General features: G+C 59.6%; 22 protein-coding genes, 4 tRNA genes and 1 pseudogene. 10 read left to right on the top strand and 17 right to left on the bottom strand.

Features of this window, described 5'->3' with window-relative positions; translation table 11 throughout:
• Positions 1-162 precede the first annotated feature (162 nt).
• From WDN02_RS15140 to WDN02_RS15130, 3 genes are all read left to right on the top strand, one after another.
• Entirely contained in the window at positions 163-1194 is a 1032-nt protein-coding gene (locus WDN02_RS15140) for an IS110 family transposase (protein WP_337294847.1), read from the top strand.
• 641 nt (positions 1195-1835) lie between these two features.
• Positions 1836-2108: a hypothetical protein gene (locus WDN02_RS15135; RefSeq protein WP_337294275.1), complete on the top strand. Its 273-nt coding sequence runs from the start codon at positions 1836-1838 to the stop codon at positions 2106-2108.
• On the top strand, positions 2101-2727 hold the full coding sequence (locus WDN02_RS15130; protein WP_337294274.1) for a hypothetical protein: 627 nt from the start codon (positions 2101-2103) through the stop codon (positions 2725-2727). Before WDN02_RS15135 ends, WDN02_RS15130 begins: the two co-directional genes overlap by 8 nt.
• Before the next feature lie 179 nt (positions 2728-2906).
• Here the strand turns inward: WDN02_RS15130 and WDN02_RS15125 are convergent.
• From WDN02_RS15125 to WDN02_RS15090, 8 genes and pseudogenes are all read right to left on the bottom strand, one after another.
• Positions 2907-4193: pseudogene (locus WDN02_RS15125) on the bottom strand (ISNCY family transposase); the annotation flags it as partial.
• A gap of 161 nt (positions 4194-4354) precedes the next feature.
• On the bottom strand, positions 4355-5155 hold the full coding sequence (locus WDN02_RS15120; protein ID WP_337294273.1) for an MBL fold metallo-hydrolase: 801 nt from the start codon (positions 5153-5155) through the stop codon (positions 4355-4357).
• Complete coding sequence (locus WDN02_RS15115) at positions 5152-5946, bottom strand: TatD family hydrolase (RefSeq protein WP_337294958.1); 795 nt, start codon at positions 5944-5946, stop codon at positions 5152-5154. Before WDN02_RS15115 ends, WDN02_RS15120 begins: the two co-directional genes overlap by 4 nt.
• The gene (metG, locus tag WDN02_RS15110) at positions 5946-7502 is read right to left on the bottom strand and encodes a methionine--tRNA ligase (RefSeq protein WP_337294272.1); all 1557 of its coding nucleotides are present in this window, start codon (positions 7500-7502) and stop codon (positions 5946-5948) included. The genes WDN02_RS15115 and metG overlap by 1 nt, the downstream gene beginning before the upstream one ends.
• 144 nt (positions 7503-7646) lie before the next feature.
• Entirely contained in the window at positions 7647-8726 is a 1080-nt protein-coding gene (locus WDN02_RS15105; protein WP_337294271.1) for a DNA polymerase III subunit delta', read from the bottom strand.
• Positions 8716-9423, bottom strand: coding sequence for a dTMP kinase (tmk, locus tag WDN02_RS15100; protein WP_337294270.1), 708 nt, complete (start codon positions 9421-9423; stop codon positions 8716-8718). Before tmk ends, WDN02_RS15105 begins: the two co-directional genes overlap by 11 nt.
• Entirely contained in the window at positions 9420-10628 is a 1209-nt protein-coding gene (locus WDN02_RS15095) for a D-alanyl-D-alanine carboxypeptidase family protein (protein ID WP_337294269.1), read from the bottom strand. The genes tmk and WDN02_RS15095 overlap by 4 nt, the downstream gene beginning before the upstream one ends.
• A gap of 96 nt (positions 10629-10724) precedes the next feature.
• On the bottom strand, positions 10725-11630 hold the full coding sequence (locus WDN02_RS15090) for a septal ring lytic transglycosylase RlpA family protein (RefSeq protein WP_337294268.1): 906 nt from the start codon (positions 11628-11630) through the stop codon (positions 10725-10727).
• Positions 11631-12080: 450 nt separating this feature from the next.
• Here WDN02_RS15090 and WDN02_RS15085 point away from each other — a divergent pair, with 450 nt between their 5' ends.
• Positions 12081-13541, top strand: coding sequence for an outer membrane beta-barrel protein (locus tag WDN02_RS15085; RefSeq protein ID WP_337294267.1), 1461 nt, complete (start codon positions 12081-12083; stop codon positions 13539-13541).
• A gap of 99 nt (positions 13542-13640) precedes the next feature.
• On the opposite strand, the gene WDN02_RS15080 is transcribed toward WDN02_RS15085, so the two are convergent.
• From WDN02_RS15080 to WDN02_RS15045, 8 genes are all read right to left on the bottom strand, one after another.
• Positions 13641-14852 carry a radical SAM/SPASM domain-containing protein gene (locus WDN02_RS15080; protein ID WP_337294266.1) on the bottom strand — a complete coding sequence of 404 codons (1212 nt, stop codon included), beginning with the start codon at positions 14850-14852 and terminating at the stop codon, positions 13641-13643.
• Between the two features lie 7 nt (positions 14853-14859).
• Positions 14860-15378: a GAF domain-containing protein gene (locus WDN02_RS15075; protein ID WP_337294265.1), complete on the bottom strand. Its 519-nt coding sequence runs from the start codon at positions 15376-15378 to the stop codon at positions 14860-14862.
• Positions 15379-15572: 194 nt separating this feature from the next.
• A tRNA-Arg gene (locus WDN02_RS15070) sits at positions 15573-15649 on the bottom strand.
• 32 nt (positions 15650-15681) lie between these two features.
• Positions 15682-15987, bottom strand: a complete 306-nt coding sequence (locus tag WDN02_RS15065) for an ETC complex I subunit (RefSeq protein ID WP_337294264.1) — start codon at positions 15985-15987, stop codon at positions 15682-15684.
• A gap of 26 nt (positions 15988-16013) precedes the next feature.
• Positions 16014-16090 (bottom strand) — tRNA-Pro (locus WDN02_RS15060).
• 159 nt (positions 16091-16249) lie between these two features.
• Positions 16250-16705 carry a DUF192 domain-containing protein gene (locus tag WDN02_RS15055; protein ID WP_337294263.1) on the bottom strand — a complete coding sequence of 152 codons (456 nt, stop codon included), beginning with the start codon at positions 16703-16705 and terminating at the stop codon, positions 16250-16252.
• 46 nt (positions 16706-16751) lie between these two features.
• The gene (locus WDN02_RS15050; protein ID WP_337294957.1) at positions 16752-17312 is read right to left on the bottom strand and encodes a cold-shock protein; all 561 of its coding nucleotides are present in this window, start codon (positions 17310-17312) and stop codon (positions 16752-16754) included.
• Between the two features lie 296 nt (positions 17313-17608).
• Positions 17609-17684 (bottom strand) — tRNA-Asn (locus WDN02_RS15045).
• A 143-nt stretch (positions 17685-17827) separates the two neighbouring features.
• Here WDN02_RS15045 and WDN02_RS15040 point away from each other — a divergent pair.
• A tRNA-Cys gene (locus tag WDN02_RS15040) sits at positions 17828-17901 on the top strand.
• Positions 17902-17951: 50 nt separating this feature from the next.
• Here the strand turns inward: WDN02_RS15040 and WDN02_RS15035 are convergent.
• On the bottom strand, positions 17952-18743 hold the full coding sequence (locus tag WDN02_RS15035) for an SDR family NAD(P)-dependent oxidoreductase (RefSeq protein ID WP_337294262.1): 792 nt from the start codon (positions 18741-18743) through the stop codon (positions 17952-17954).
• A 104-nt stretch (positions 18744-18847) separates the two neighbouring features.
• On the opposite strand from WDN02_RS15035, the gene WDN02_RS15030 reads away from it, so the two are divergent.
• The 5 genes from WDN02_RS15030 to glnA all read left to right on the top strand — a co-directional run bounded on the left by WDN02_RS15030 (position 18848) and on the right by glnA (position 23559).
• Complete coding sequence (locus WDN02_RS15030; RefSeq protein WP_337294261.1) at positions 18848-19879, top strand: cysteine synthase A; 1032 nt, start codon at positions 18848-18850, stop codon at positions 19877-19879.
• A 13-nt stretch (positions 19880-19892) separates the two neighbouring features.
• The gene (gene sseA, locus WDN02_RS15025) at positions 19893-20732 is read left to right on the top strand and encodes a 3-mercaptopyruvate sulfurtransferase (protein WP_337294260.1); all 840 of its coding nucleotides are present in this window, start codon (positions 19893-19895) and stop codon (positions 20730-20732) included.
• A 426-nt stretch (positions 20733-21158) separates the two neighbouring features.
• Positions 21159-21551: a hypothetical protein gene (locus WDN02_RS15020; protein WP_337294259.1), complete on the top strand. Its 393-nt coding sequence runs from the start codon at positions 21159-21161 to the stop codon at positions 21549-21551.
• A gap of 192 nt (positions 21552-21743) precedes the next feature.
• Complete coding sequence (locus WDN02_RS15015) at positions 21744-22082, top strand: P-II family nitrogen regulator (protein ID WP_337294258.1); 339 nt, start codon at positions 21744-21746, stop codon at positions 22080-22082.
• 67 nt (positions 22083-22149) lie between these two features.
• Positions 22150-23559: a type I glutamate--ammonia ligase gene (glnA, locus tag WDN02_RS15010; protein WP_337294257.1), complete on the top strand. Its 1410-nt coding sequence runs from the start codon at positions 22150-22152 to the stop codon at positions 23557-23559.
• The last annotated feature ends 13 nt before the right edge of the window (positions 23560-23572 follow it).

The following is a 23572-nucleotide window of genomic DNA, read 5'->3' as shown; positions in this document are numbered from 1 at the left end:
CGGGCTACGCCCTCATTCCGTCACAACGCGCAAATGAACGGGGTGACTTTTGCGCGCCGATCGGGGGTCAAAGTTCAACGCCGATGGGGTGGACGCCCCTCCGACGGCATCTTGTGCCAAGGTCGCGGTTGTCGAAGGACCGCGAGGAGAGGAGAGGCGTCCATGAAAGAAGTTAGCATCATCGGGCTTGATCTGGCGAAGAATGTATTCCAGCTCCATGGAGCGGGATCGGACGGCTCGGTTGCGTTCCGCCGGACGCTCTCACGAGCGAAACTTCTCCCGTTCTTCGCCGCCATGCCGAGATGTCTTGTTGCCATGGAGGCTTGCGCTAGCGCGCACCATTGGGCCCGGCAAATCAGCGCGCTCGGACACGACGTGCGATTGATTGCGCCGATCTACGTGAAGCCTTTCGTGAAGCGAAACAAGAATGACGCCGCTGATGCGGAAGCGATCGCTGAAGCCGCATCCCGACCCACTATGCGTTTCGTGGCGGTGAAATCCGTCGAGAAGCAGGCGGCCGGGGTTGCGTTCAAGACCCGTGATCTTCTCGTCCGTCAACGCACGCAAGCCATCAATGCTGTTCGCGGACACATGGCCGAGTACGGCGTAGTTGCTCCCAATGGACCGGCACATGTCGAGCGGCTTGCGGCAGCGACTCAGGATCCGGAAAGCAGCGGCCTACCGGCTTGCATCCTTGGGGTCTGCCGACTGCTTCTTGACCACATAACGAAGCTTTCCGAACAGATCGCATTGCTCGAAAAAGAATTGCGCGAGCGGGCGCGGGCTGACGAGACTGCAAGACGCTTGATGACCATCCCGGGAATTGGGGTGATCTGCGCGACCGCAATGGAAGCCCTGGCACCTCCGCCCGAAAGCTTCGGCAAGGGGCGGGATTTTGCTGCCTGGTTGGGCTTGACGCCTAAGCAGAACTCATCTGGAGGCAAGACTAAGTTAGGCGGAACATCCAAGATGGGCCAGCGGGATTTGCGTCGGCTGCTCGTTAGCGGCGCGATAACGCAGGTGCGATGGGCTGCACGAAAAGGCGCGCCAGAGGGATCGTGGCTGGCACGAATGATGGCGAGAAAGCCGCGGCTGGTCGTCGCGGTGGCTCTTGCAAATCGCACCGCGCGGATTGCGTGGGCATTAATGACTAAGGGTGGAATTTATCAAGCTTCGCGGCTGGCCGGCGCCTGAGCGTCGACCGCAGCTGAAGACGTCGGAGATGTGAGCAGGTCGATCAACGGGTAAGGGCAAACGGTCAATGAGACGGAGCCGAGAAAACCAGCGTCAATCGGAGCGCTTCGAGCGCGCAACGCCGATTTGGACTCGGCTCGCGGACTTCCCATACGGGCCCGCGGCGTGTGAAAAGCCGCATCATGAGGCCGGACACACGAAAGCGCCTGACCACACCCTTACCCATAGAAAAACCCTTGCATCCAACGGGGCGTCCACACACGATTGACAATCTGGCATCACCTCCGCCAACCCCAATCGGCGGGTGAGTGCCATTTGAACCTTGCACAGGGGTGTCATCTCTATATTGCGCCTACAGCTGTTGTCGGAGCAATCTTAAAATGGCACTCCGGGCGCAAAATAGAGATGGCACTGGAAGACCTTCATAAGGCACAAACCTAGCAGGCCGCGAGCGAAGCGCGCCCCATATAGTGCCGCAGCGAGCGAGCCGCCTTGCGGTGGGATAGCCTCCCTAAAGGCAGAACTGGTGCGATCTCCCCCAGAGAGCTTCATTGACCAAAAATCGATGATGTTCTATTATTGTTCTAGTTTCTGCGGGCAAAATCGCTCTGCCCCCAAAAAATCAACCTTTCGAGGCAAAAATGGAATCCAAAGCGACAGATCCGGTCATGCCGGAGTCCCTGTACGATATTCTGACCGCCTGGCAGTCGGGCTCCTTAACAGCCAGAAGGGCCATGCGCCGGGCAGGTCTGGACACAGTCGGAGATCTTTACGCGGCGGCAGCCAGCAGCGGCGTGCGCTTGCGCAGACATCTACTGACCGCCGAACAAGCGGCGTCAGATGCCGCAACTAAGGCCATTCGCAAAAAACTTACTTTGGCCACGAAAAGACAAACCGAGGCGCAACGTGCCTAAACCAATCACACTCGTCGTTGCCGACAGTGGACCGCTCATAAGTCTCGCGATTGCTGAACGGACGGATCTCCTCAATCTTTTCGGAGTACCGATCCACGTTCTCGACATCGTTAGAGAAGAATGCCTTAGAAAACCAGACTCACCCGGCGAGCCTGAACTTAAACACTGGTTCGCCGGTAACAAAGATAAGATAGATATCATCAAGAGCCCAATTATCGGCGCTTATCATGAAGCTGTCGAAAGAGAAATTGCGGGCATCGAGCCCCATGCAACGGAAGGCCTCGGAGACGCAGCAATCTCCTGGTTCATAGTTCAAGCGCCGCGCCGTTACGGATCGGAAACGATAAGCCTTATACTAACGGAAGACGGCCCATTCGGAGATACCAGGCTCGATCGCAGTGTCCATGTCCTGTCCACGAGACCTTTTCTGCAAACCCTCGAAAACATGAATCTCATCCCTTCTGCGCAAACGATAATCAGCGACATCGAGGCCAAGAGCGGCAGACGTGTTGCCCGCTACGCTGCCGACAGACCAGCTCTAATCGGCAGAACAGGACGAACCAGAAGTAATTGGACAGACACAGTCAAACGAAAAGCAGGTAGCGGAATCGCCGACTAAACCACTTATTCAGACGACGAAAGTCTCCGGTCCTGCAGTGGTCGCTTGCCCTGTGCGGAATGTTTTGCCGCTATCTGTTGAGCCAATGCCATTGCTGCATCAAGACGCCCGCCGGCGCCGATCGGCCCGATCGGACTCCCGACTTTCGGTACGACCGGCTCTTTTGCCTCCGCCGGCACGAACATATGGTTCGTCTGGCCGCTGCGCCTCGGCGCGCTACGGCTACGCGTCTTTAGCGGTATATTTGCTTGAAGCTCCCGGCAAATATTGAGGGCTTCACTCAACCGCTTGTTCTCGACGATCGGCCCTTGATCAATCCTCGCAACACGATCAAACGTCGTATAGGGCAGGGACTTGCCGTTGTGGCGAACCTCAACACGCCCATCCGGGAAGTCATAGATCCAGACACGCTTGCGCGCGAGCCCTCGCGTAACCTCGTTTGGCTCCAGAAGAAACATCACACGATCATATTGAACCGTCAGATTGAAAGTGACCGTTCGTTCCTCACGCCAGGCAAAGCTGCCGTCCAGGTCATCCGCGGGACCCAACGGCCGATGAAGGTTTTTGTCGTTGCGTGGCAGCTTGCCAAAGCGGGCATTATAGTCAGCTGTAAACCAGTCCAGGAAGGCGTTGGCAGCGTCAATATCGCTGATGCGGGCCAATCGAAGCTCTTTCACCAGGCGGTCCTGCAGCGTCTGATGAGCCCGCTCGACTCGGCCCTTTGCCTGCGACGAGTTCGCGCAAAGAATATCGATGTTCAACTCGTGCAAAGCCCGGCCGAACTGCGTCATGCCATCGCCGCCGGCGGCGTGCGTCTTCGACACCCGAAACACGGAATGCTTATCGCTGTAGAACGCGGTCGGCTTCCCATGGCGCTCAAGATACTCACGAGTCGCCTGGAAATAGGCAAACGCGCTCTCGCTCGCCACAAACTTCAGTTGCATGATCCGGCTCGTGGCATCGTCCACAAAGACGAGCAGGGTGCATTGCGGCCCGCGTTCTTCGAACCACCAATGCTCGCACCCATCGATCTGAACCAGCTCGCCGAGGCAATCACGCCGGTGCCGCGGCTGGTGAACAATCTTCCGCCGATCCTTGCGGCGAAGCCACAGACCGTCTTCGATCATCCATTTACGCAGGGTCTCACGAGACACCCTGTAGCCGTGCTGCTCTGAGAGCTTCTCGGCCGCCAAAGTCGGCCCAAAGTCGGCATAGCGCTCCGTGACGACCGCCATGACGAGATCACGGACCTCTGTAGGCAAGCGATTATTGCTCGGCTTCCCGCGGCGCTTCGAGACCAGACTCCTTGCGCCATCCTTCCGAAACCCCGCCAGAATGCGGAAAACCTGGCGCCGCCGCAGCCCCATCATGGCGCCGGCATCCTCAGCCGAGATCCGGCCCGCTCTCAAATCCAGCAAAACATCGAGACGAGAAAACTCTCGACCGGTCATCGACACCACCGCCATCCGGCACAACCTCCGCCAACCCTGATGGACGGCCTAGTGCCATTTGAACCTTGCACAGGGGTGTCATCTCTATATTGCGCCTACAGCTGTGATTCGCATAATCAATATTATGGAACTAGAAATTGTGGCCGCCACGAGTGCGGTGCGGTCAAAATTAGACATCACAAGAGCTCTATCCGCATCCCGTCGAAGGCTGGCTCGACATGCGGCGGCAGTTTGGCCTGCAATTGCTCGAAGTCGAGATCGGTATGCAGGTTCGTGAGGATTGCGCGCTGCGGCTTTAGCTTCTCGATCCAACCAAGTGCCTCGGCCACCGAGAAATGGCTCGGATGCGGCTTGTAACGCAAGGCATCGACGAGCCAGATCTTCAGGCCATGTAGGTGGTCTTCGCTTTCGGCCGGTATGGCGTTCAAATCCGGCGAATAGGCAAAATCGCCGATTCGAAAGCCGAGCGCATCGATCTCGCCATGATGTAGCCGGAACGGCAAAAACGTGATGTCGCCGCCCGGACCGGCGATCGTCACACTTTCACCGGGCGTCAGCCGCAGGTCATTTAGCAGCGGCGGATAATAACTGCCGGTCGGCGTCTCGAAAATATAGCCAAAATGGCGGCGCACGACGGCGGACGTCTCGGCATCCATGTGAAGATCGATGCGTTGCTTGTGCATGATGACAAGCGGGCGGATTTCATCGATCCCGTGCGTATGGTCGGCGTGCGAATGAGTGAGCAGAATGGCGTCCAATCGATCAACGCCGAGGTCGAGCAATTGGGCGCGCAAATCCGGTCCCATGTCGATCAGGACCTGCGTTTTGGCGCCTTCGGCGTTTGTCTGCTCGACAAAAAGTGCGCAGCGGCGCCGGCGATTTTTCGGATTGTTCGGATCGCAGGCGCCCCAGCCTTGCCCAACGCGCGGAACGCCGGCGGACGAGCCGCAGCCGAGGATCGTCACCGTCAGGCTCATGCGGCAGATGCGGCGGCGAGCGCCGGCATTTTTGAAAACAGCCGCAGAACATTGGCGCTGGTCAGAGCACCGAGCTCCGCCGGCGTAACGCCTCTAACCCCGGCTATGACTTTCGCGGTTTCCGCGACATACGCCGGCTCGTTACGCTTGCCGCGATAAGGGACGGGCGCAAGGAATGGTGCGTCGGTTTCGACGAGCAGACGATCGTCCGGCACGTCACCGGCGATGGCGCGCAATTCGTCCGAATTCTTGAACGTCACGATGCCGGAAAAGGACACGTAGAGCCCAAGCGCGAGACCGGTTTCGGCGAGTGTGCGGGTCGACGTGAAGCAGTGCAGGACCGCCTTGAACGGCCCCTTCCCCATTTCGTCTTCTAGGATCGCGGCCATGTCCGCGTCGGCATCGCGCGCGTGGATGATGAGCGGCAGTCCGGTCTCGCGCGCGGCGGTGATATGCGTGCGAAAAACTTGCGCGGCGAGGTCGCGCGGCGTGTCGTCGTAATGATAATCGAGCCCGGCTTCGCCGATGCCAACGCATTTTTCATATTGCGCCAGCGCGACGAGGTCTTCGACCGAAACCTGTTCGGCATTGGCATTCATCGGATGCGTGCCGACCGTGCAATAGACGTCGTCATAGGTTTCGGCCAGCGCACGGATTTCGGCGAACTTCGAAACCAGCGTCGAAATGGTGATCATGCGCTTGACGCCCGCGGCCCGCGCGCGTGCGACGACATTGTCGCGCTCGGCGGCAAAGTCAGGAAAATCGAGATGACAATGCGAGTCGATCAACATCATGGCTGGGCTGGTTCTTCGACATAACGCGGGAAGACCGGCGAAGGTTCAGGCAGCGTGCGGCCAGGCGGATCCTTGTCGGCTTGTTGCGCAAAGACGAAACCGCGGTGCTCCGGCGCCACGGCGAGCAGATCGAGCAGCCGCTCGGCTCCCTGCGGCGTGAAAGGCTGCGCGAGGATGGCAACGATCCTCAGCACCTGTGCTGTGACGTAAAGGATCGTGCCCATCCGTTCGGGATCGGTCTTCTTTTTCGTCCAGGGCTCTTCCGAGGCAAAATAGCGATTGGCATCGCCGACGACGCGCCAGATATCGGCAAGAATCGTATGCAGCGCAAAGCCTTTCATCGCCTCGCGGGCCTTCCCCAAAAGCGCGTCGGCCGAATCGAGGATCGCTTTGTCTGCCTCAGTGAAAGCGCCCAGCACCGGCAGCTTGCCACCGAAATTCTTGCCGATCATCGACAGTGAGCGCTGCGCCAGATTGCCGAGATCGTTTGCGAGGTCGGCGTTGATGCGGTTGACGATCGATTCATGCGAATAATTGCCGTCCTGGCCGAACGGCACTTCGCGCAGGAAGAAATAGCGCAACGGATCGACGCCATAGGTCGCGATAAGATCGGCCGGGCTGATGACATTGCCGACAGACTTCGACATTTTCTCGCCGCGGTTGAACAGAAAGCCGTGCACGACGATCTGCTTCGGCACGTCGATCCCGGCCGACATCAGGAAAGCCGGCCAATAAATCGCGTGAAAGCGGGTGATGTCCTTGCCGATGACATGTGCGTCAGCCGGCCAGAACTTTTTCCGCGACGTGTCCTGTTGCCAGGGATAGCCGGTGCCCGTGATGTAATTTGTCAACGCATCGACCCAGACATACATCACATGCTTCGGATCGCCGGGCACGGGAATGCCCCAGTTGAAGGTCGAACGGCTGATCGAGAGATCGGTCAGGCCGCGTTCGACAAAGGCGACGATTTCGTTGCGATAGGTCTCCGGCACGATGAAGTTCGGATTGTCGCGATAATGCGCGAGCAGCCGCTTCTGGTAGGCGGAAAGCTTGAAGTAATAGCTCTCTTCCTCAACCCATTCGACCGGCGCGCCGCTCGGCGCCAAATATTTGCCGCCCTCCCCTTTGGTGAGTTCGGATTCGTCGAAAAAGGCTTCGTCGCGGACCGAATACCAGCCGGGATATTTTGAGATGTAGATATCGCCATTGGCGGCCATGCGGCGCCAGATGTCCTGCGCAGCCTCACGATGCGCCGCGCTGGTCGTCCGCACGATGACATCGGCCTCGGCATTGAGCGCTGCGCCCATTGCCGCGAATTGCGCCGCCGTGCGGTCGGCAAGCTGAAGCGGTGTGATGCCTTCGCGCGCCGCCGTCTGCTGCATCTTCTGCCCGTGTTCGTCCATGCCGGTGCAGAACAGGACGTCCTCACCATCGAGACGCTTGAAGCGCTGGATGGCGTCGGTCGCGATACGCTCGTAGGCGTGGCCGATGTGCGGCGCGCCATTGGCGTAAGGGATCGCAGTCGTGATGTAGAAGGTTGGGCGCTCAGCCATGCTCACTCATTAGATCACGATGATTTCGGATCGACGCGATCCGAAATAATAAACGTGATCGATTTTAATAATTTGGAGTGGGATTCTCGCGAAAAACCGGTATCCACTTTCTCGCATCCCACTCTCGCCATGCTTCGACGGGGCCTAGGCGGAAAGCGCCCTGGCCGCCGCGAGTTCGGCAAAAATCGACAGGATGACGGGCCGCTTGTCGAGATTGAGAGCCTCGGCTTCCCGCGCCGCGTCGGCGGCTTTTTCCCACACCTCTGCCAAGGGTGCAAGGCGAGCCGCCCCGGACGACGCCTCAGCACGCAGCCTCTCGTCGATCCAATCGACGACGGCGGTCATGACCCGGTCGCAATCAGCCGTCTGATCGCGGCCTGTGATCCGGTCGGCCAGCGCGTGAACCGCGCGCCAATCGAGCGCCGGCAACGCGCCGAGTAATGCCCGAACTTGATTATCGAGCGCGATCCCTTCATCGGCGAGAAGGCTCAGCGCCGTCCCGACGGAGCCATGCGCGCGTTCGGCCGCAGTCCGGCGTTCGGTGTCGTCGGCGTCCGTCCAGGGTTCACCGAGCGATTCGATGACGCGCAAAATCTCTTCGGTTTCGAGCGGCCGCAGCATCAGCATCTGCGAGCGCGAGCGTAAGGTCGGCAGCAGCAGCGCTGGACGATGCGACACGATGAGAAAGAGCGAGCGCGGCGGCGGTTCCTCGACGAGCTTCAGAAGCGCATTGGCGGCCGAATTATTCAGATCGTCGGCAGAATCGACAATGCAGATGCGATAGCCCCCCGCCGCAGAGGCGGAGCGAAACAGATGCGACGCCTGGCGGACATCATCGACGCGGATCTCGGTGTAATGGCGTTTCGATTTTTCGTTCCACTCTCGCCGCAGCAGGACGACATCGCCGTGCGAAAGCGCGGCGATCTTATGCATAACCGGATCATCCGCGTTGATGCTCAGATCATCGGCCTGCTGAACCTCTCGGGCCGTTGGGTCCGGATGGGCAAGCAGGAAGCGGGCAAGGCGCCAGGCGAGCGTCGCCTTGCCGATGCCCGGCTGGCCGCCAATGGCATAGGCCTGCGCCAGACGGCCGGCGCGGTAGGCGTTAAGCAGGCCCTGCTCCGCGTCGTGGTGGCCGAAAAAATCCAGAGTTTCGCGCGGGTGTGGTGTCGCCTCGATGCGGTCGGCTTCAGGCGCAGCTTCGAGCAGCGGCTTACGCGCCATTCAGAGCCTCGGATTCGGGCTCGGGCTGGGATTCGAACAGCCTGTAGCTGACCGTATCCCAGATCGCCTGCGCAACTTCCTCTTCACTGTGGTCCGCATCCACGAGGACGCATCGCTCGGGTTCCGCGGCGGCGATTGCGAGATAGGCCTTGCGCAAAGCTTCGTGGAAGGCGAGCCCTTCGCCTTCAAACCGGTCGGACGCCTGCCCCGTGCCACGCCGCGCGGCGGCCCGTGCCAATCCGATCTCGGGCGGCAGATCGAAGATCAGCGTCAGATCGGGGCGCGTGTCGCCGACGGTCACGCGCTCGAGCGCGCGCAGAAAGCCCAGATCGAGGCCACCGAGCGCGCCTTGATAGGCGCGCGTCGAATCGGCGAAGCGGTCGCAGACGACCCATTTGTTGGCCGCAAGCGCCGGCGCGATCGTATGGTCGATATGGTCGATCCGCGCGGCCGCGAAGATGATCGCCTCGGCCTTCGGACCAAGGTCCTTGATCATGCCTGATAGCAAAAGATCGCGCAGAATCTCGGCGCCCGGTGAACCGCCTGGCTCACGCGTCGAAATTGCCTCAATGCCGCGCGACTGCAGCCGCGCGATCAGGTGGCGCATTTGCGTCGACTTGCCGACGCCCTCGCCGCCTTCCAACGTGATGAACGTGCCGCGTTTGCGCACGGCCGGGTGCAGAATGTCCAGGGTCATTTTTTCAAAACGTATTTGCGGAATATCTCTTCGGTATATTCAATTCCCGCATCCATCGCGCGCCGCTGCAACGAGCCAACGCCGACATTTGCCGCCGTCTTCAAAGGCGTATCCAAAATCTCGCTGGCACCGCGGAAAACCCGCAATTGCGCGATTTCGCGGCCGCTCGCAACGGGCGCAACAAGCGGCCCTGTATATACGATCTGGCCGCGCAGCTTTTCGTCCGACTCGCGCGGGATGAGGAGCCGCACCGGCTTCTCGGAAACGAGTGGCACATAACCGGTGCTGCCGCCATAGACATCGGCATAGCCGATGACCTCTCCTGCCTTGAACAGCGTCTTCGCTGCAAAAGACCGAAAGCCCCATTGGAAAATCCGTGCGGCTTCGGTCTCGCGCTCCTTCGCGGTCTTGGCGCCGTAGATCGCGAGGATAAGCCGCTGTCCATTCTGGACCGCCGAGGCAATGATGCCATAGCCGCTATCGCCGATATTTCCGGTCTTCAAGCCGTCCGCGCCAAGGTCCATTTCCAGCAGCGGATTGCGATTTGGTTGCTTGATCTTGTTCCAGGTGAAATCCTTCTCCGCGAAGTAATGATAATATTGCGGGTAGGTGCCGATCATGTAAGCCGCGAGCGTCGCCATATCTCGCGCCGTTGTCCGTTGATCAGGATCGTCCTGTCCCCAGGGATTTGTGAAGGTCGAGTGCGCCAAGCCGAGCTCATGCGCGCGCTCGGTCATCCGCGTTGCGAACGCGCCTTCCGAGCCAGCGGTGCCTTCAGCAAGCACGATCGACGCATCGTTGGCGGACACGACGGCAATGCCGCGGATCAGATCTTCGATGCTGACATTGCTGTGGAGAGCCGCGAACATGGTCGAGCCTCGCGCCATCGCGCCGCCCGTCCGCCAGGCATTTTCGCTGACATTCAATGTATCCGTCAGCTTCAGATGGCCGTTGCCCAGAGCCTCGAATATCAGCTCCAACGTCATGATTTTGGCGGTCGAGGCCGGGATCTGTGGGCTGTCAGCGTTCTTCTCGAACAGGACGGCCCCAGAATCAGCATCGATCAGGATTGCGGAGGGGACACTTGTGCTGAACGGCTGCTCTGTTCGCCCCGGCGTGACAGCCAGCAGAGTCAGCGCGAACGCGGCAAGGACCAGTGCCGGCAATCTCGCGAGCCGGATGCGCAAAGCTCCGTCGCCACCCATGCTAATCTCTGAGGAATTCCGCGCCGCAGCATGCATGGATGCAAGATGCGTCCGCCGTCGCCAGAAATCAACGCGACGGCCGCCTGCTTTAGACGATTACTGTGAGGCGATCGGAACGTCCGCACCCGGGATCGTATCGAGATCGTAGGGGCGCGAGGGCGGCAGTGGCGCCGTGCCGATGAAAACGTGGCTGGGCGATGCGTCTGCCGTTTCAGAACCGCCGTCGGGCGCTGCCGCGGAGGTCTGCGGCACGTCGTTGGGATCGGCGGAAGCGGTCTGGACGGGGGCGTCGGCATCTGCGTCAGCAAGCATGCTGGGCGGCGCGGCGGGCGCCGACTGGTCATCGATGCGCAACGTCGAGGCAAGCTTCTCGTCGTTCGAACCCTCAAGGCTTGCGCGGCCGACATATTCCACCTTCACCATCGTCGTACCGGTGCGGCGGAAATCGAGCAGATCAGCGACGCGGCGCGAAACGTCCATAATGCGGCCCGGCGCAAAGGGACCACGGTCGTTGACGCGGACGATCATCGAATGATGATTGCGCAGATTGGTGACGCGCGCATAGCTCGGTAGCGGCATCGTCGGATGGGCAGCCGAAATCGAATTGCGATCGAAGATTTCGCCGTTCGCCGTACGGCGGCCGTGGAACGCGTCGCCGTACCAAGAGGCGTAACCGACAGCGGTATAGTGCTTGCGCTCGCTCGGATAATACATCCGACCCGCGACCATATAGGGATGGCCGACGAGATATTTGCCGCCGCCGCGCGGGACGTCTTGGCCGTCAGCCACGACGCGCGGGCTCGCTTCGCCATAAACGGACTGCGGAAAATATTCCGAGGAATGAGCAACCTGCTGCTGCTGCGCGCAGCCACCGAGGCCAAGAGCGGCAAATCCGGCCGCGGCCAGAGGCGCCAGCAACACCGGTTTGCAACCTGCCCGGCCTTGAACGTCGGACCGCACTTCGTCACAGACGAAGCGCGACCAGAACGATAAGCTTTTCAACCGCAAATCCCCCGTACTCCGCTGCCGATTTAGACCTCGCCGCCCAGAGACGAAGTTGCACCGCTCGCCTTGCTAAAACTTTAAATGTTTTGCCGGCGAAGCGTCCGAACGCGGTAAACAGTCTGACAAATGGGCCTAGAGATTCAGACAAAATTGCGGCAACGCCGACAATGTTGATCGCGCGTCGGACTTAAAATCATGGAAGTTCAGCGGGTTGCCACATTTCAAAGCGGCCGCAACCGCGCGGGATATCTTGGAAAATTCACATCCACGAATCTTCGTTAACGACAATCCGAATTTATTGCGCACCCATGCGGGCGGTCGTATGCGGGGCGAAATCCCCCGATCGTGTCTTGGGGGTGACAGGTTGGAGGACGCGGTTGCGGTAGGGTGGTTTCACGTTCAGTCGAATCGGTTGGTGTGGCGCTGCGGTGCGTCAAAGGGGGCAAAATGAGTAAGTCGGTATTTCCAATGGGCTTCGTTATCGCCCTGCTGACTTCGGCGTCCGCCTTTGCGGCCGATCTGCCCTCCTATAAGTCAGCGCCTGCTTTTGTGCCCCCGCCGCCGGCCTTTTCATGGACGGGCCTTTATCTCGATGCGCAGGGCGGCTACGGCGGATGGAACGCCAATACGTCGAGCCCCAGCGCCAGCGTCAATCAAGTCAACGGCGGCAGCGGCTTCCTTGGCCGGGTTGGCGGCGGCTTTGATTATCAGTTCAGCGATCGCTTCGTCGCTGGCGTGCTCGCGGATTACAGCATTGGCCGTCAGACCGGCATTGTTCAGACGACTCCCGGCGGCCTCGCCCTGTCAGGCAACACAGACCAGAGCTGGTCCTGGGCGGCCGGCGGCCGCCTCGGCTATCTCTTCACGCCGGATCTTCTCGCCTATGGCGAGGCGGGCTTCACGCAGGCGCATTTCACCGGCGCAACGCTGCTTGATTCGACAAGTGCCGCCTTCAGCGGTAACGGCACGCCGGGCTTGACCGCCAGCGGCTGGTTCGTCGGCGCTGGCTTTGAGACGATGTTTGCGCCGGGCTGGTTCTTCCGTACCGAATATCGCTACGCGGATTATGGCGCCCATACTCTTGCTGACACCGGCGCCCTCGGCGCGTTAGATTCGATCCGCTTCCATCCGGTGGAACAATCGATCACGTCGGGTATCGTCTACAAGTTTGGCTGGCCAACGTTCAGCGCGCCCGGCATTCCGTCGTTCGCTCTGTTGACGGACGGCTTCAGCCCGGCGCCGGCACAAACGAACTGGACCGGCTTCTACGCTAACGCCGGCATCGGTTATGGCCTGTGGAGCGCGAATGGCGCGACGGAAAACCCGGCGACCGGCAATTGCATTATCTGCAATACGCAACGCTTCGGCGGCCGCGGCGTCTTCGGGACCGTCGGCGCGGGCTACGATTATCAGCTTACCAACAAGTTCGTTGGCGGTGTCTTTGGCGATTACGATCCGTCCAATCTGCGCGGCACGATCCAAGATCAGGGCTTTGGCCTCGTCGGCTCGATCTCGCAACAATGGGCTTGGGGCGCCGGCGCCCGGCTTGGCTATCTCGTCTCTCCGGCGGTGTTGACCTACACCAAGGCCGGCTTCACCCAGGCGCGCTTCGGCGGCAGCAACCTCGATACTTTCGGCGGCGCCGGTACGGGCATCTTCACGCCCGGCTTTACGGCGAACGGCTGGTTCGTCGGCGGCGGTGTCGAATCGGAATTCGCGCCGGGCTGGTTCTGGCGGGCGGATTACCGCTACGCGCAATATGGTTCGCATGAAATTAGCGAGTTGGGAGCCGGCGCTCCTGCGAGCGAGATCCACTTCCGTCCGCAGGAACAGGCGGCGACGGTGGGCCTCGTCTATAAGTTCAACTGGGCGCCGTCGGTGCCCGCCCCGGTCGTGGCGAAATACTGAGCCAGAGGCTCTGCAGACCAAACTCGATCTTTGACGGCGCGGCGCTTGAGTGATCTCAGGCGCCGCGTTCGTATGAATTCTATGTCGTTTCGTCTGTCGTCAATCGACTTCAAGAATGGCGTCGGTCATCGCGTCCGCACCATCATCGAACGCGACGTCACGCGACATAGCTGGCAACGCCTGGGTATAGCCAAGGATATTGCCAACCCGCGCGATCGGATGCGAAAACTCTGGCGCTTCGAGCAGCGCGACGAGAGCCTTATGTTGCGGGTGCGCCGGATCGCCGATGAATTCCGCCTCGAATTCGGCTTTACCGAACGTTCCCCAGTTGCGGATCATTTGAAAAGATACGCGGTCTGCCGCGAATTCCTCGCCCAGCCGGACGAAGTCGGGCATCTCGGTGAAATTGCACGCTTGCACGACCATTGAAAAAGTCAGCGTACGGATTTCGCCGCTGCGCCGAAGGCCCGCAATGAAGGCAAGGTTTTTGCGCAATTGCGCGAAAGTGCCACCCCTGCGGACGATCGCGTAGGTCTTCGGATCGGCAGCATCGATCGAAATTTCGACGTCGCGAACACGGCCGGAGAGATCGAGGTCTTTCCAGGCGCGTGCATCGAACAATTGGCCGTTGCTGTGCAGATCGAAGCGAAGATGGCCAAAGTCTCGGCGGTTGAGACGCTTGATCACGCGCCGGAAATGATTGCTGCCGAACGGATCGCCGGAGCCGGTGATGTAAACAATCTTCGCGCTGCGCAGGAGTGGAAGCGCGCTTTGCTCAAAAACCCTGTCGAGCTTGTCCTGTTCGGCCTTGCCCGCCACGATCCGCCCTGTGCGGCATGACGGACAGGACAGGTTGCAGGAGCGATCGTGCGACAGCGCCACTCGCTTAGGCGCAGGAACGGCTTCGCCGGCAAAAGCCGCGAGGACTTTGCGGACCTCGGGATGATCCCGGTGCAGAAGCCGCCGATCGGTGATGTGCTCGCAATAGCGGCGGCTGCAGAGTTCGTACGTTCCATCAACGATCGACTTGCGAATGCGCTGCGCCATCGGGCCAGCCCATTGGCTTAAGAGATCGCCGTCCATATTGGCGATCGGTGTCGGCAGCCAATCCGGGCAACAGACGTGCGCGAGGCCGCGATTTGTCGTTTCGAGATTCTCGAACGGCTTAAGACAGACATGAGATTTGAGATAATGCTCGAGGCTCGTGTCGGTCGCGTTGCCAGCCAGCACTTTGCGCTGGCGCGCGCGGATTCCAAAGTGCCGATAAACGAATTCCCGGACAGCAATGGGAAAGGCATTTTTGCGCCGCATGATATTTTTAACCCGACCCGGCGTTATCGCAAGATGGGGATACTGCCATATCGCGGTAACGATCAGCGAGGTGAAAGCCGATCAATTCGGCGAAAAGCTTGAACATGCCAACGGCGCCCGGCGTGTTCACGCGCGCAGGCTTTGTATCGACGGCGCATAGGGTGCCGAAGAAGCTGCCGTCCGGCAGCAGCAACGGCACTGAAATATAACTCTGGAAGCCATAAAGTTTCGGCGTCGGGTGCTGCGAATAAATGCGATCGGTCGCAACCTCGTCGATCGCAACTGGCCGCCCACTCTGTCTTATATCGCGGCAAATGGTGGTCTCGATCACGAGTTCGTCGCCCGGCTCTATGCCGAAATTTATCCTGTCGCGGACTTGGCAGGCGACCCAACGGTCTTCGGTCACACGCGCGACGACAGCAAATCCCATTCCCGTGGTATCGCAAATAACGTCGAGTGCCGTAAGCACAACGGGAATATTTTGAACAACGCTGACGTCAAATCCGAGCGAATTGGGGATCTGCATCGCGAACTCCCCCCGAGCTCAAACCCATGCGACTTCCGGACCATATCAATCAGCGGCATCTTCGAAAAGGCTATTTTGTCTCGATCGGCTTGGCTAAAGCCAGACAAAAAGCCGCTATTTTGATCATCCGCTGCAAGTTAGTGGCGACGATTGTTTTGAAAATGGTAATTGAATGGTGAATAGTTTGCGGTGTGTGGCGACCCCGGCAGGGCTCGAACCTGCGACCTGCCGCTTAGAAGGCGGCTGCTCTATCCAGCTGAGCTACGGGGTCCTGCCCGGCGCCATTCGCTCGGCCGCGCCGGTTTAGTGCGTCCACTGGCCTAAGCGCGTCGGCTTAAAATTATCGGAATAGGATTGGATCTTCCGCGTCGCCGGCTTCGGCTCCTCAAGCAGGAAGACAATGCCGTTCTTCTCGGCGTAGGCGACCGCCTCCTCCTGCGTGCCGAACCAGAGCCGGACTTGCCGGCGCATATCCTGCGTTCCCGTCCAGCCCATGAGAGAATCGATCTGTGGCGCGAATTCCGGCGGAAATTCCAGAACCCAGCGTTTGCTTTTCGCCCGGCCCGATTGCGTCGCGGTTTTGCTGGGGCGGTAAATCCGTGCGGTCATCTCGAACATCCGATCTTCGAAATTAATGGTCGGGGCAGCAGGATTCGAACCTGCGACCTGAAGTACCCAAAACTTCCGCGCTACCAGGCTGCGCTATACCCCGAAGAGCGATAAGCCCGCCCCGTCCGCTCCGCGTTCAGCTACCATGCGGCTGGAGGGCCGACAAGGCGGGAGCTTGGACCCTTTCGGTTTCAAGGTTCCAGGTTTTTGTTTTAAGGCGTTTTCTCCGCGCGAACCGGTTTCCACTTCGCTCGAAAACGCTTTACGGCGCGAAAATCGGATCGCGCACCTGGTCGCCCACCTTGAGATCGATGCGTGCCGCCGTCCCGCCCCGGAGTTCGAGCACGGCGTCGGTCGGCTTGCCAACCGTCAAAATCTTTTCCGACATCGGCTCCGCATTGGCGACGATGCCGACGACCTTCCCGGTCTTGTCCATGAACAGCATATCGAGCGGGATGAAGGTGTTTTTCATCCACATCATCACAGTCTGCTCATGCTTGAAGTCGAACAGCATGCCGTAATCGGCCGGGATCGACTTGCGAAACATCAGGCCTTTTTCGAGGTCTGCTTCGGATTGCATCACGTCGACGTTGAAATTGTGCGTCCCGCTCGCGGTGGCAATTGAGAGCACGTTGCGGCCGGATTGCGCGAACGCCGCGAACCCGGTCATCAACGCGAACGAAAACGTGAGAAATCGGCAAAAAGAGGAAAACGTCATATCGCGATCCGGTTGCGCAGCTTGCGGCCGCGCTTCTCATGCCGGATCAGTGCGACGAAGGCAAGGCGGCTTCCAGCGGCCGCACCTCGGCCGCCATCAGGCCCTTCGGGCCGTCGCCGAAACGGACGAGAAGGCTATCCCCCGGCTTCAGCTCGGCGATTCCGTAGCGCCGCAATGTCTCCATATGGACGAAGATGTCCTCGGTCCCGTCGCCGCGCGAGACGAAGCCAAAGCCCCGCACGCGGTTGAACCATTTGACCACGCATATCTCGTAACCGCTTGTGGGTACGACTTGCACATGCGTGCGCGCTTGCAATTGCGCCGGATGAACCGCCGTCGATTCATCCATCGAAACGATACGCAAAACCTGCAGGCCCTTCGAGCGGGTCGCCGCTTCGCAGACGATGCGAGTTCCTTCGTGCGCTGTTTGAAAACCGTCACGCCGCAGCGTCGTCACATGCAACAGCACATCAGCCATGCCGTTATCAGGAACGATGAAGCCGTAACCTTTAGAAGCGTCGAACCATTTTATCCGGCCTGCAATTTCGACCAGACCAAGATCTTGCGCCGTGGCGTCGTCGATCTCGTGTTCAAGTTGGCTGCCTATGCCCGCATGCGCCGACAGTAAATCGCTGCTGCTCAAAGGACCAGCTCCCCACCCGCGCCTGAAGCACTGCTAACAGGTGCAATTACTACGAATCAATTCCATCTTATGAACGAGGATAGCATCCGGCGGTTGCCGCAAAAGCGGGAAATTAGGTGAACCTGTGGATGACTTCACTTCTCCTGTGCGTTGGCGCACGAGAGGTCACGACAGGGCCAATTTGGCAACATTTCGCAACGCCTGGTGCAGCGACGTAACCTAAACGATGCCCGGCGGCGTGGAGTGGCGTGACGGAAGCGTGGCTCCCTGAGCAGGACTCGAACCTGCGACCGATCGATTAACAGTCGATTGCTCTACCAGCTGAGCTATCAGGGATCACGGAAGCGCGCATATAGCAAGCTGCGCGGCGCTTGCAAAGCTCGAATGAGCCTGACAGACGGTTTTCCGCGACGCCGAGTTGCCGCCAGCGGCTCGCCTTGCTATAGCGACGCACCGTGGACGGGGGAACCTGTCGCGACGGCCTCGTGGCGGAGTGGTTACGCAGAGGACTGCAAATCCTTCTATCCCGGTTCGATTCCGGGCGAGGCCTCCAATTCGGCGGCGCCGGTTCGACGGCAACGCGCGTCCACTCAAATCTGCTTTTCAACCCTGCTTGGCGCGCTTCATTCCGTAATCGATAAAATTGAATTTGGCGGCGTAGGGTAAAGCCCGCACAAGCTTTTGCAGGATCGCCAATTGCCAAGGGAAGGCGATCTCGAAGCCACCGCGCTCAAATCCGTCACAGATGAGCTTCGCCGCCTCCTCCGGCTCAATCTTGAATGGCTGACTGAAATCCTTTTCCTGATCCGTCATCGCGGTGCGAACGAATCCATGATTGACAACCTGGATGGTGAGGCCGGCGGCGCGGTACCTCAGGTTTAGCGCCTCCCCCATGTAAATCAGCGCCGCCTTGGAGGAGCCATAAGCCGCTGACGTCGGGAGGCCATTATAGCCCGCGAGCGAAGCGTTCAGCGCGATCTGGCCGCGGTGCCTTTGCGACATCGCGATGAGCAGCGGATCGAGGCAGTTCGCGACTCCGTTGATATTGACCGCGTAAGTCTTTGCGACAACCGCCGCGTCAAAGCCTTCGCGCTCAACATGCAGCGAGACGCCGGCGTTGAGAAATGCAAGCGCGATCGGGCCGTGATCGCTCTCGATCTGCGCCAGCAGAGTTTTCATGCCGGCGGCATCGGTTACATCGCCAGGATAGGGAAAAATTTGCTCCGGCAATGTCGCGGCAAGTTGATGTAATTCTTCGGCGCGCCGAGCGGTCGCCGCGACGACGTAGCCACGACGTGCCAATTCCAGGACGCACGCGCGGCCGACGCCGGAGCTGGCACCGCTGACAAAGGCAATTCCGTCACCAGGCTTCGCGCGATACGGGCTGGCGCTCATATTCTTCTCCGACCTAAGGGGGATGGCGACACGTCGGCGCGGCGGCTCGACAGCCCGCGTCGCGAGCCTTTATATAGCCCACGAATTTACTCAGGAATGGAAATATGCCGCTCCGGAAAAACATTATCGAGACTATCGGCCACACGCCGCTGATCAAATTGCAGCACGCCTCGAAGGCCACCGGCTGCGAGATTTACGGCAAAGCCGAGTTTATGAATCCTGGCGGTTCCATCAAGGACCGCGCCGCGCTGGCGATCGTCCGTGACGCCGAGGCGCGCGGCGCATTGAAGCCAGGTGGCATGATTGTCGAGGGAACAGCCGGCAACACCGGCATTGGCCTCGCCCTCGTCGCCAATGCGCTCGGCTATCGCACCGTGATCGTGATTCCGGACACGCAGAGCCAGGAAAAGAAGGACATGCTGCGTTTGCAGGGCGCGGAACTTATTGAAGTCCCGGCCGTCGCTTATTCTGATCCCAACAATTACGTGAAACTTTCCGGCCGCCTTGCTGAAAAGCTTGCGCACGATCATATCCAGGGCGCGATTTGGGCCAATCAATTCGATAATGTGGCAAACCGGCAAGGCCATATCGAAACAACCGGCCCGGAAATCTGGGCAGATACAGATGGCAAAATCGATGGCTTTGTCTGCTCCGTCGGAACGGGCGGCACGCTTGCCGGCGTCGCAATCGCACTGAAGGCTAAAAATCCGAAGATCAAGATTGCACTGGCAGATCCGCTCGGCGCCGCGCTTTACGAATATTACACCAACGGCGTTCTGAAATCAGAAGGCTCGTCGATCACCGAAGGCATCGGCCAGGGACGCATCACCGCCAATCTCGAAGACGCGCCGGTCGACATCGCGTATCAGATCACTGACACGGAGGCCCTGCCCGTTCTGTTCGACCTTGCTGCGCATGAAGGTCTGCTGCTCGGCGGTTCGTCTGCGATCAACGTCGTCGGTGCATTGCGACTCGCGAAAGAACTCGGGCCGGGCCATACGATCGTCACGATCCTCGCCGATTCCGGTGCGCGCTATCTCTCGAAGCTCTACAATCCAGAGTTTCTCCGCGAGAAGCATCTTCCCGTGCCGCCATGGCTCGAACGCCACGTCGAGATCAAACCGCCGTACCTCTAAAGAAAGTCCGACGATGAGCGATAATCTGTTTGTCTCGACGGAATGGCTTGCCGCGCATCTTGGCGAACCAGATCTCGTGATCATCGACGGTACGTTCTTGCTGCCGAGCGAAGGCCGCAATGCGCGCGAAGAATATCGCGCCGGGCATATTCCCGGCACTGTGTTCTTCGATATCGACGAGATTGCCGACCACAGCACAGACCTGCCGCATATGCTGCCGACTCCCGAAGCCTTCGCAAAGGCGGCCAGCGCGTTGGGCATCAACGACATGTCGCGGATCGTTGTCTATGACACCAGCAATTTTCAGGGCGGAGCACGCGTCTGGTGGACCTTGCGCCTTTATGGCGCGAAGGACGTGAAGCACCTTGCGGGCGGTCTGGCGCGATGGAAGGCCGAAGGCCGACCGCTCGAACAGGGCGAGGCTAGGCCCTCGCCGCAAACTTTCAACGTCACCTTCGACGCGGCGGGCGTTGCGGGATTCGAAGACGTACGCAAGATCATGCAGGATCATTCGCGCGAGATCGTCGATGCCCGCCCGGCCGCGCGTTTTCGCGGCGAAACGCCGGAGCCGCGTCCGGGCCTGAGCTCGGGCCATATCCCCGGCAGCTTCAGCGTGCCTTCGCGCGACCTCGTCGAAGACGGCGAGATGAAATCGCCGCAAGAGGTCGCAGCCGCATTCACCAAGGCCGGCGTCGATCTCTCGCGGCCGGTGCTCACGACATGCGGTTCGGGCGTGACGGCGGCGATCCTGTTGCTTGGTCTTGCGACCCTCGGCAAGCACGACGTGCGCCTCTACGACGGCTCATGGAGCGAATGGGGCGCCCGGCCCGATGCACCCGTCGAAAAGGGCTAGGTCAGCCCCGCCGCGAGCTTTGCGGTGCACCGATTTATTATGAGTCGGCCTATCGATTGTCACGGCCAGGGAACGCTTTGTAACGCTTCCGGTTAGCGTCATAGCGCAATCTCGTGAAGTCATTCGCAAAGAACTTGACGTACTTCGCAGTCGCGCTACCATGCATCAGCTACGGCGAGTCATTTGAAACCATTGATGGTTTTTGATGCTTGCCCATGGGATCGCCCGATGGTCGTCGGGCGTTGTTTGGTTCCTTCACGCGGCGCAAGGCCGCAACTCTCCTGAGGAATCGAACCGGGTTTTAGTCCGTCCCCGATCTCCCCCGCATGGGGAATCCTGATCGCACAATCCAACGAATTTCTCGCCGTGAGACGCGGCCGGCTTCGCTTGGAAAGATCAACCTTCGAGAGCTCAGGAGTGACTGCTATGTGTGACTATTCGCTTGAAATGTATGCTTCTCGGCCCGCCCGCGAAAGCGAGAGATATGTTACGACGCGTTTCCCATCAGGCAGCGTAGGTCTTTCGGCGCCGGGCGATTGCACGACGGCCGTCTGCGTCCAATACGACACACATTTAAGGCTTGAGAACATATCGGGCGATCTGCAAACGCGCCTGGGTGTGAAGGCTGAGGAGGATGTCGTTTTCGCCCGTCTTGAACATGGTGCCTATCGCGACGGCGTACGCTTTACAAACGGCAAGGAAGTCTCGCTTCAATTGCTCGGGTCGGGCGTCGGCGCGACGTTGACGGCAGTAGCCAAGCCTGCCGCCGCGGCAGTGGAAACAGAAGTCCGCTCCGATATCCTGGAGCACGTCGACTGAACGACGCGTCGCATTAATCGACAGATCGGAAACCGGCAGTGGCTCGCCCCTGCCGGTTTTCTTTTAGCATTTCGGTCAACCAACCGCGCAAATCTGCGCGTTTTTTGCATGGCGGCTGGGCGATTGGGATGCTAATGAGGCCGGACGTGCCGCTGGCGCGCGGTTTAAGCTCTTTGCACACGCAAGGCCTCAATGAAGAAGATCGAAGCGATCATCAAACCATTCAAACTGGATGACGTGAAGGAGGCGCTTCACGACGCCGGCGTCTCCGGTATCACCGTTACCGAAGCCAAGGGCTTCGGCCGGCAGAAAGGCCACACCGAGCTTTATCGCGGCGCCGAATATTTTGTCGATTTTCTGCCAAAGGTAAAAATCGAAGTGGTGCTTCCCGATACTATCGTCGACCTCGCGGTCGAGGCGATCCGCAAAGCGGCGCTGACCGGCCGCATCGGCGACGGCAAGATTTTCGTCTCCAACATCGAGAGTGCGGTTCGCATCCGCACCGGCGAAAAAGGGCTTGATGCGATTTGATCGCATCGTGTCGTAATCTCGATAGCTGACTTTCCAACTCTGAGCTGAGCACCTGTGAGGGCGTAACATGACGACAGCCAATGAAGTGCTGAAGTTGATCAAAGACCGGGATATTAAATATGTGGATTTCCGTTTCACGGATCCGCGCGGCAAGTGGCAGCATGTGACGTTCGACATTTCGCTGATCGGCGCTGACACTTTCACCGAAGGTCAGATGTTCGACGGTTCGTCGATCGCCGGCTGGAAGGCGATCAATGAATCGGACATGTGCCTCCTGCCCGATCCAAACTCCGCGGCGGTCGATCCCTTCTTCGCCGCTCCGACTCTGTCGATCGTCTGCGATGTTCTCGAGCCGACGACAGGCCAGCCCTATAACCGCGATCCACGCGGCATCGCCAAGAAGGCCGAGGCCTATCTCGCCACGACCGGCGTTGGCGATACGGTCTACTTCGGACCGGAAGCGGAATTTTTCGTGTTCGACGACGTGCGTTTCGCCGCCGAGCCCTACAACACTGGCTTTGAGCTCGATTCGATCGAATTTCCGTCGAACTCGGACACGCCATACGAAGGCGGCAACCTCGGCCACCGCGTGCGGACGAAGGGCGGTTATTTCCCGGTGCCGCCGCAGGATTCGGCGCAGGACATGCGCGGCGAAATGCTGGCCGCAATGGCAGCAATGGGCGCCAAGGTCGAAAAGCACCATCACGAAGTCGCCTCGGCGCAGCACGAACTCGGCCTCAAGTTCGGCCCGCTGACGCAAATGGCCGACCATCTGCAAATCTATAAATATTGTATTCATCAGGTCGCGCAGAGCTATGGCAAGACAGCGACTTTCATGCCGAAGCCCGTCTACGGCGACAACGGCTCGGGCATGCATGTGCATCAGTCGATCTGGAAGGGCGGCAAGCCGCTGTTCGCCGGCAATAAATACGCCGACCTCTCGGACGAATGTCTGTATTACATCGGCGGCATCATCCGCCATGCGCGGACGCTGAACGCCTTCACCAATCCGTCGACGAACAGCTACAAGCGTCTCGTTCCGGGCTTTGAGGCGCCGGTTCTGCTCGCCTATTCGGCGCGCAACCGTTCCGCCTCCTGCCGCATCCCCTATACGTCGAACCCGAAGGCCAAGCGCGTCGAGACACGCTTCCCCGATCCGATGGCCAATCCCTATCTCGCCTTCGCCTCGCTGCTGCTCGCTGGCCTCGACGGCATCGCCAACAAGATCGATCCCGGTCCGGCGATGGATAAGGATCTCTACGATCTGCCGCCGAAGGAACTGAAGAAAATCCCGACGGTCTGCGGCAGCCTGCGCGAGGCCTTGCAGAACCTCGACAAGGACCGTGCCTTCCTCAAGGCCGGCGGCGTCTTCGACGACGACTTCATCGATTCCTATATCGAACTGAAGATGGCCGAGGTGCAGCGTTACGAAATGACGCCGCATCCGGTCGAATTCGAAATGTATTACTCGCTGTAAGCAGCAAGTCGGA

Origin of the sequence: Methylovirgula sp., assembly GCF_037200945.1 — a bacterium.
Classification (GTDB): Bacteria; Pseudomonadota; Alphaproteobacteria; order Rhizobiales; family Beijerinckiaceae; genus Methylovirgula.
Note: the sequence above shows the minus strand (reverse complement) of the source record. Positions and strands in the feature narration are given on the sequence as shown.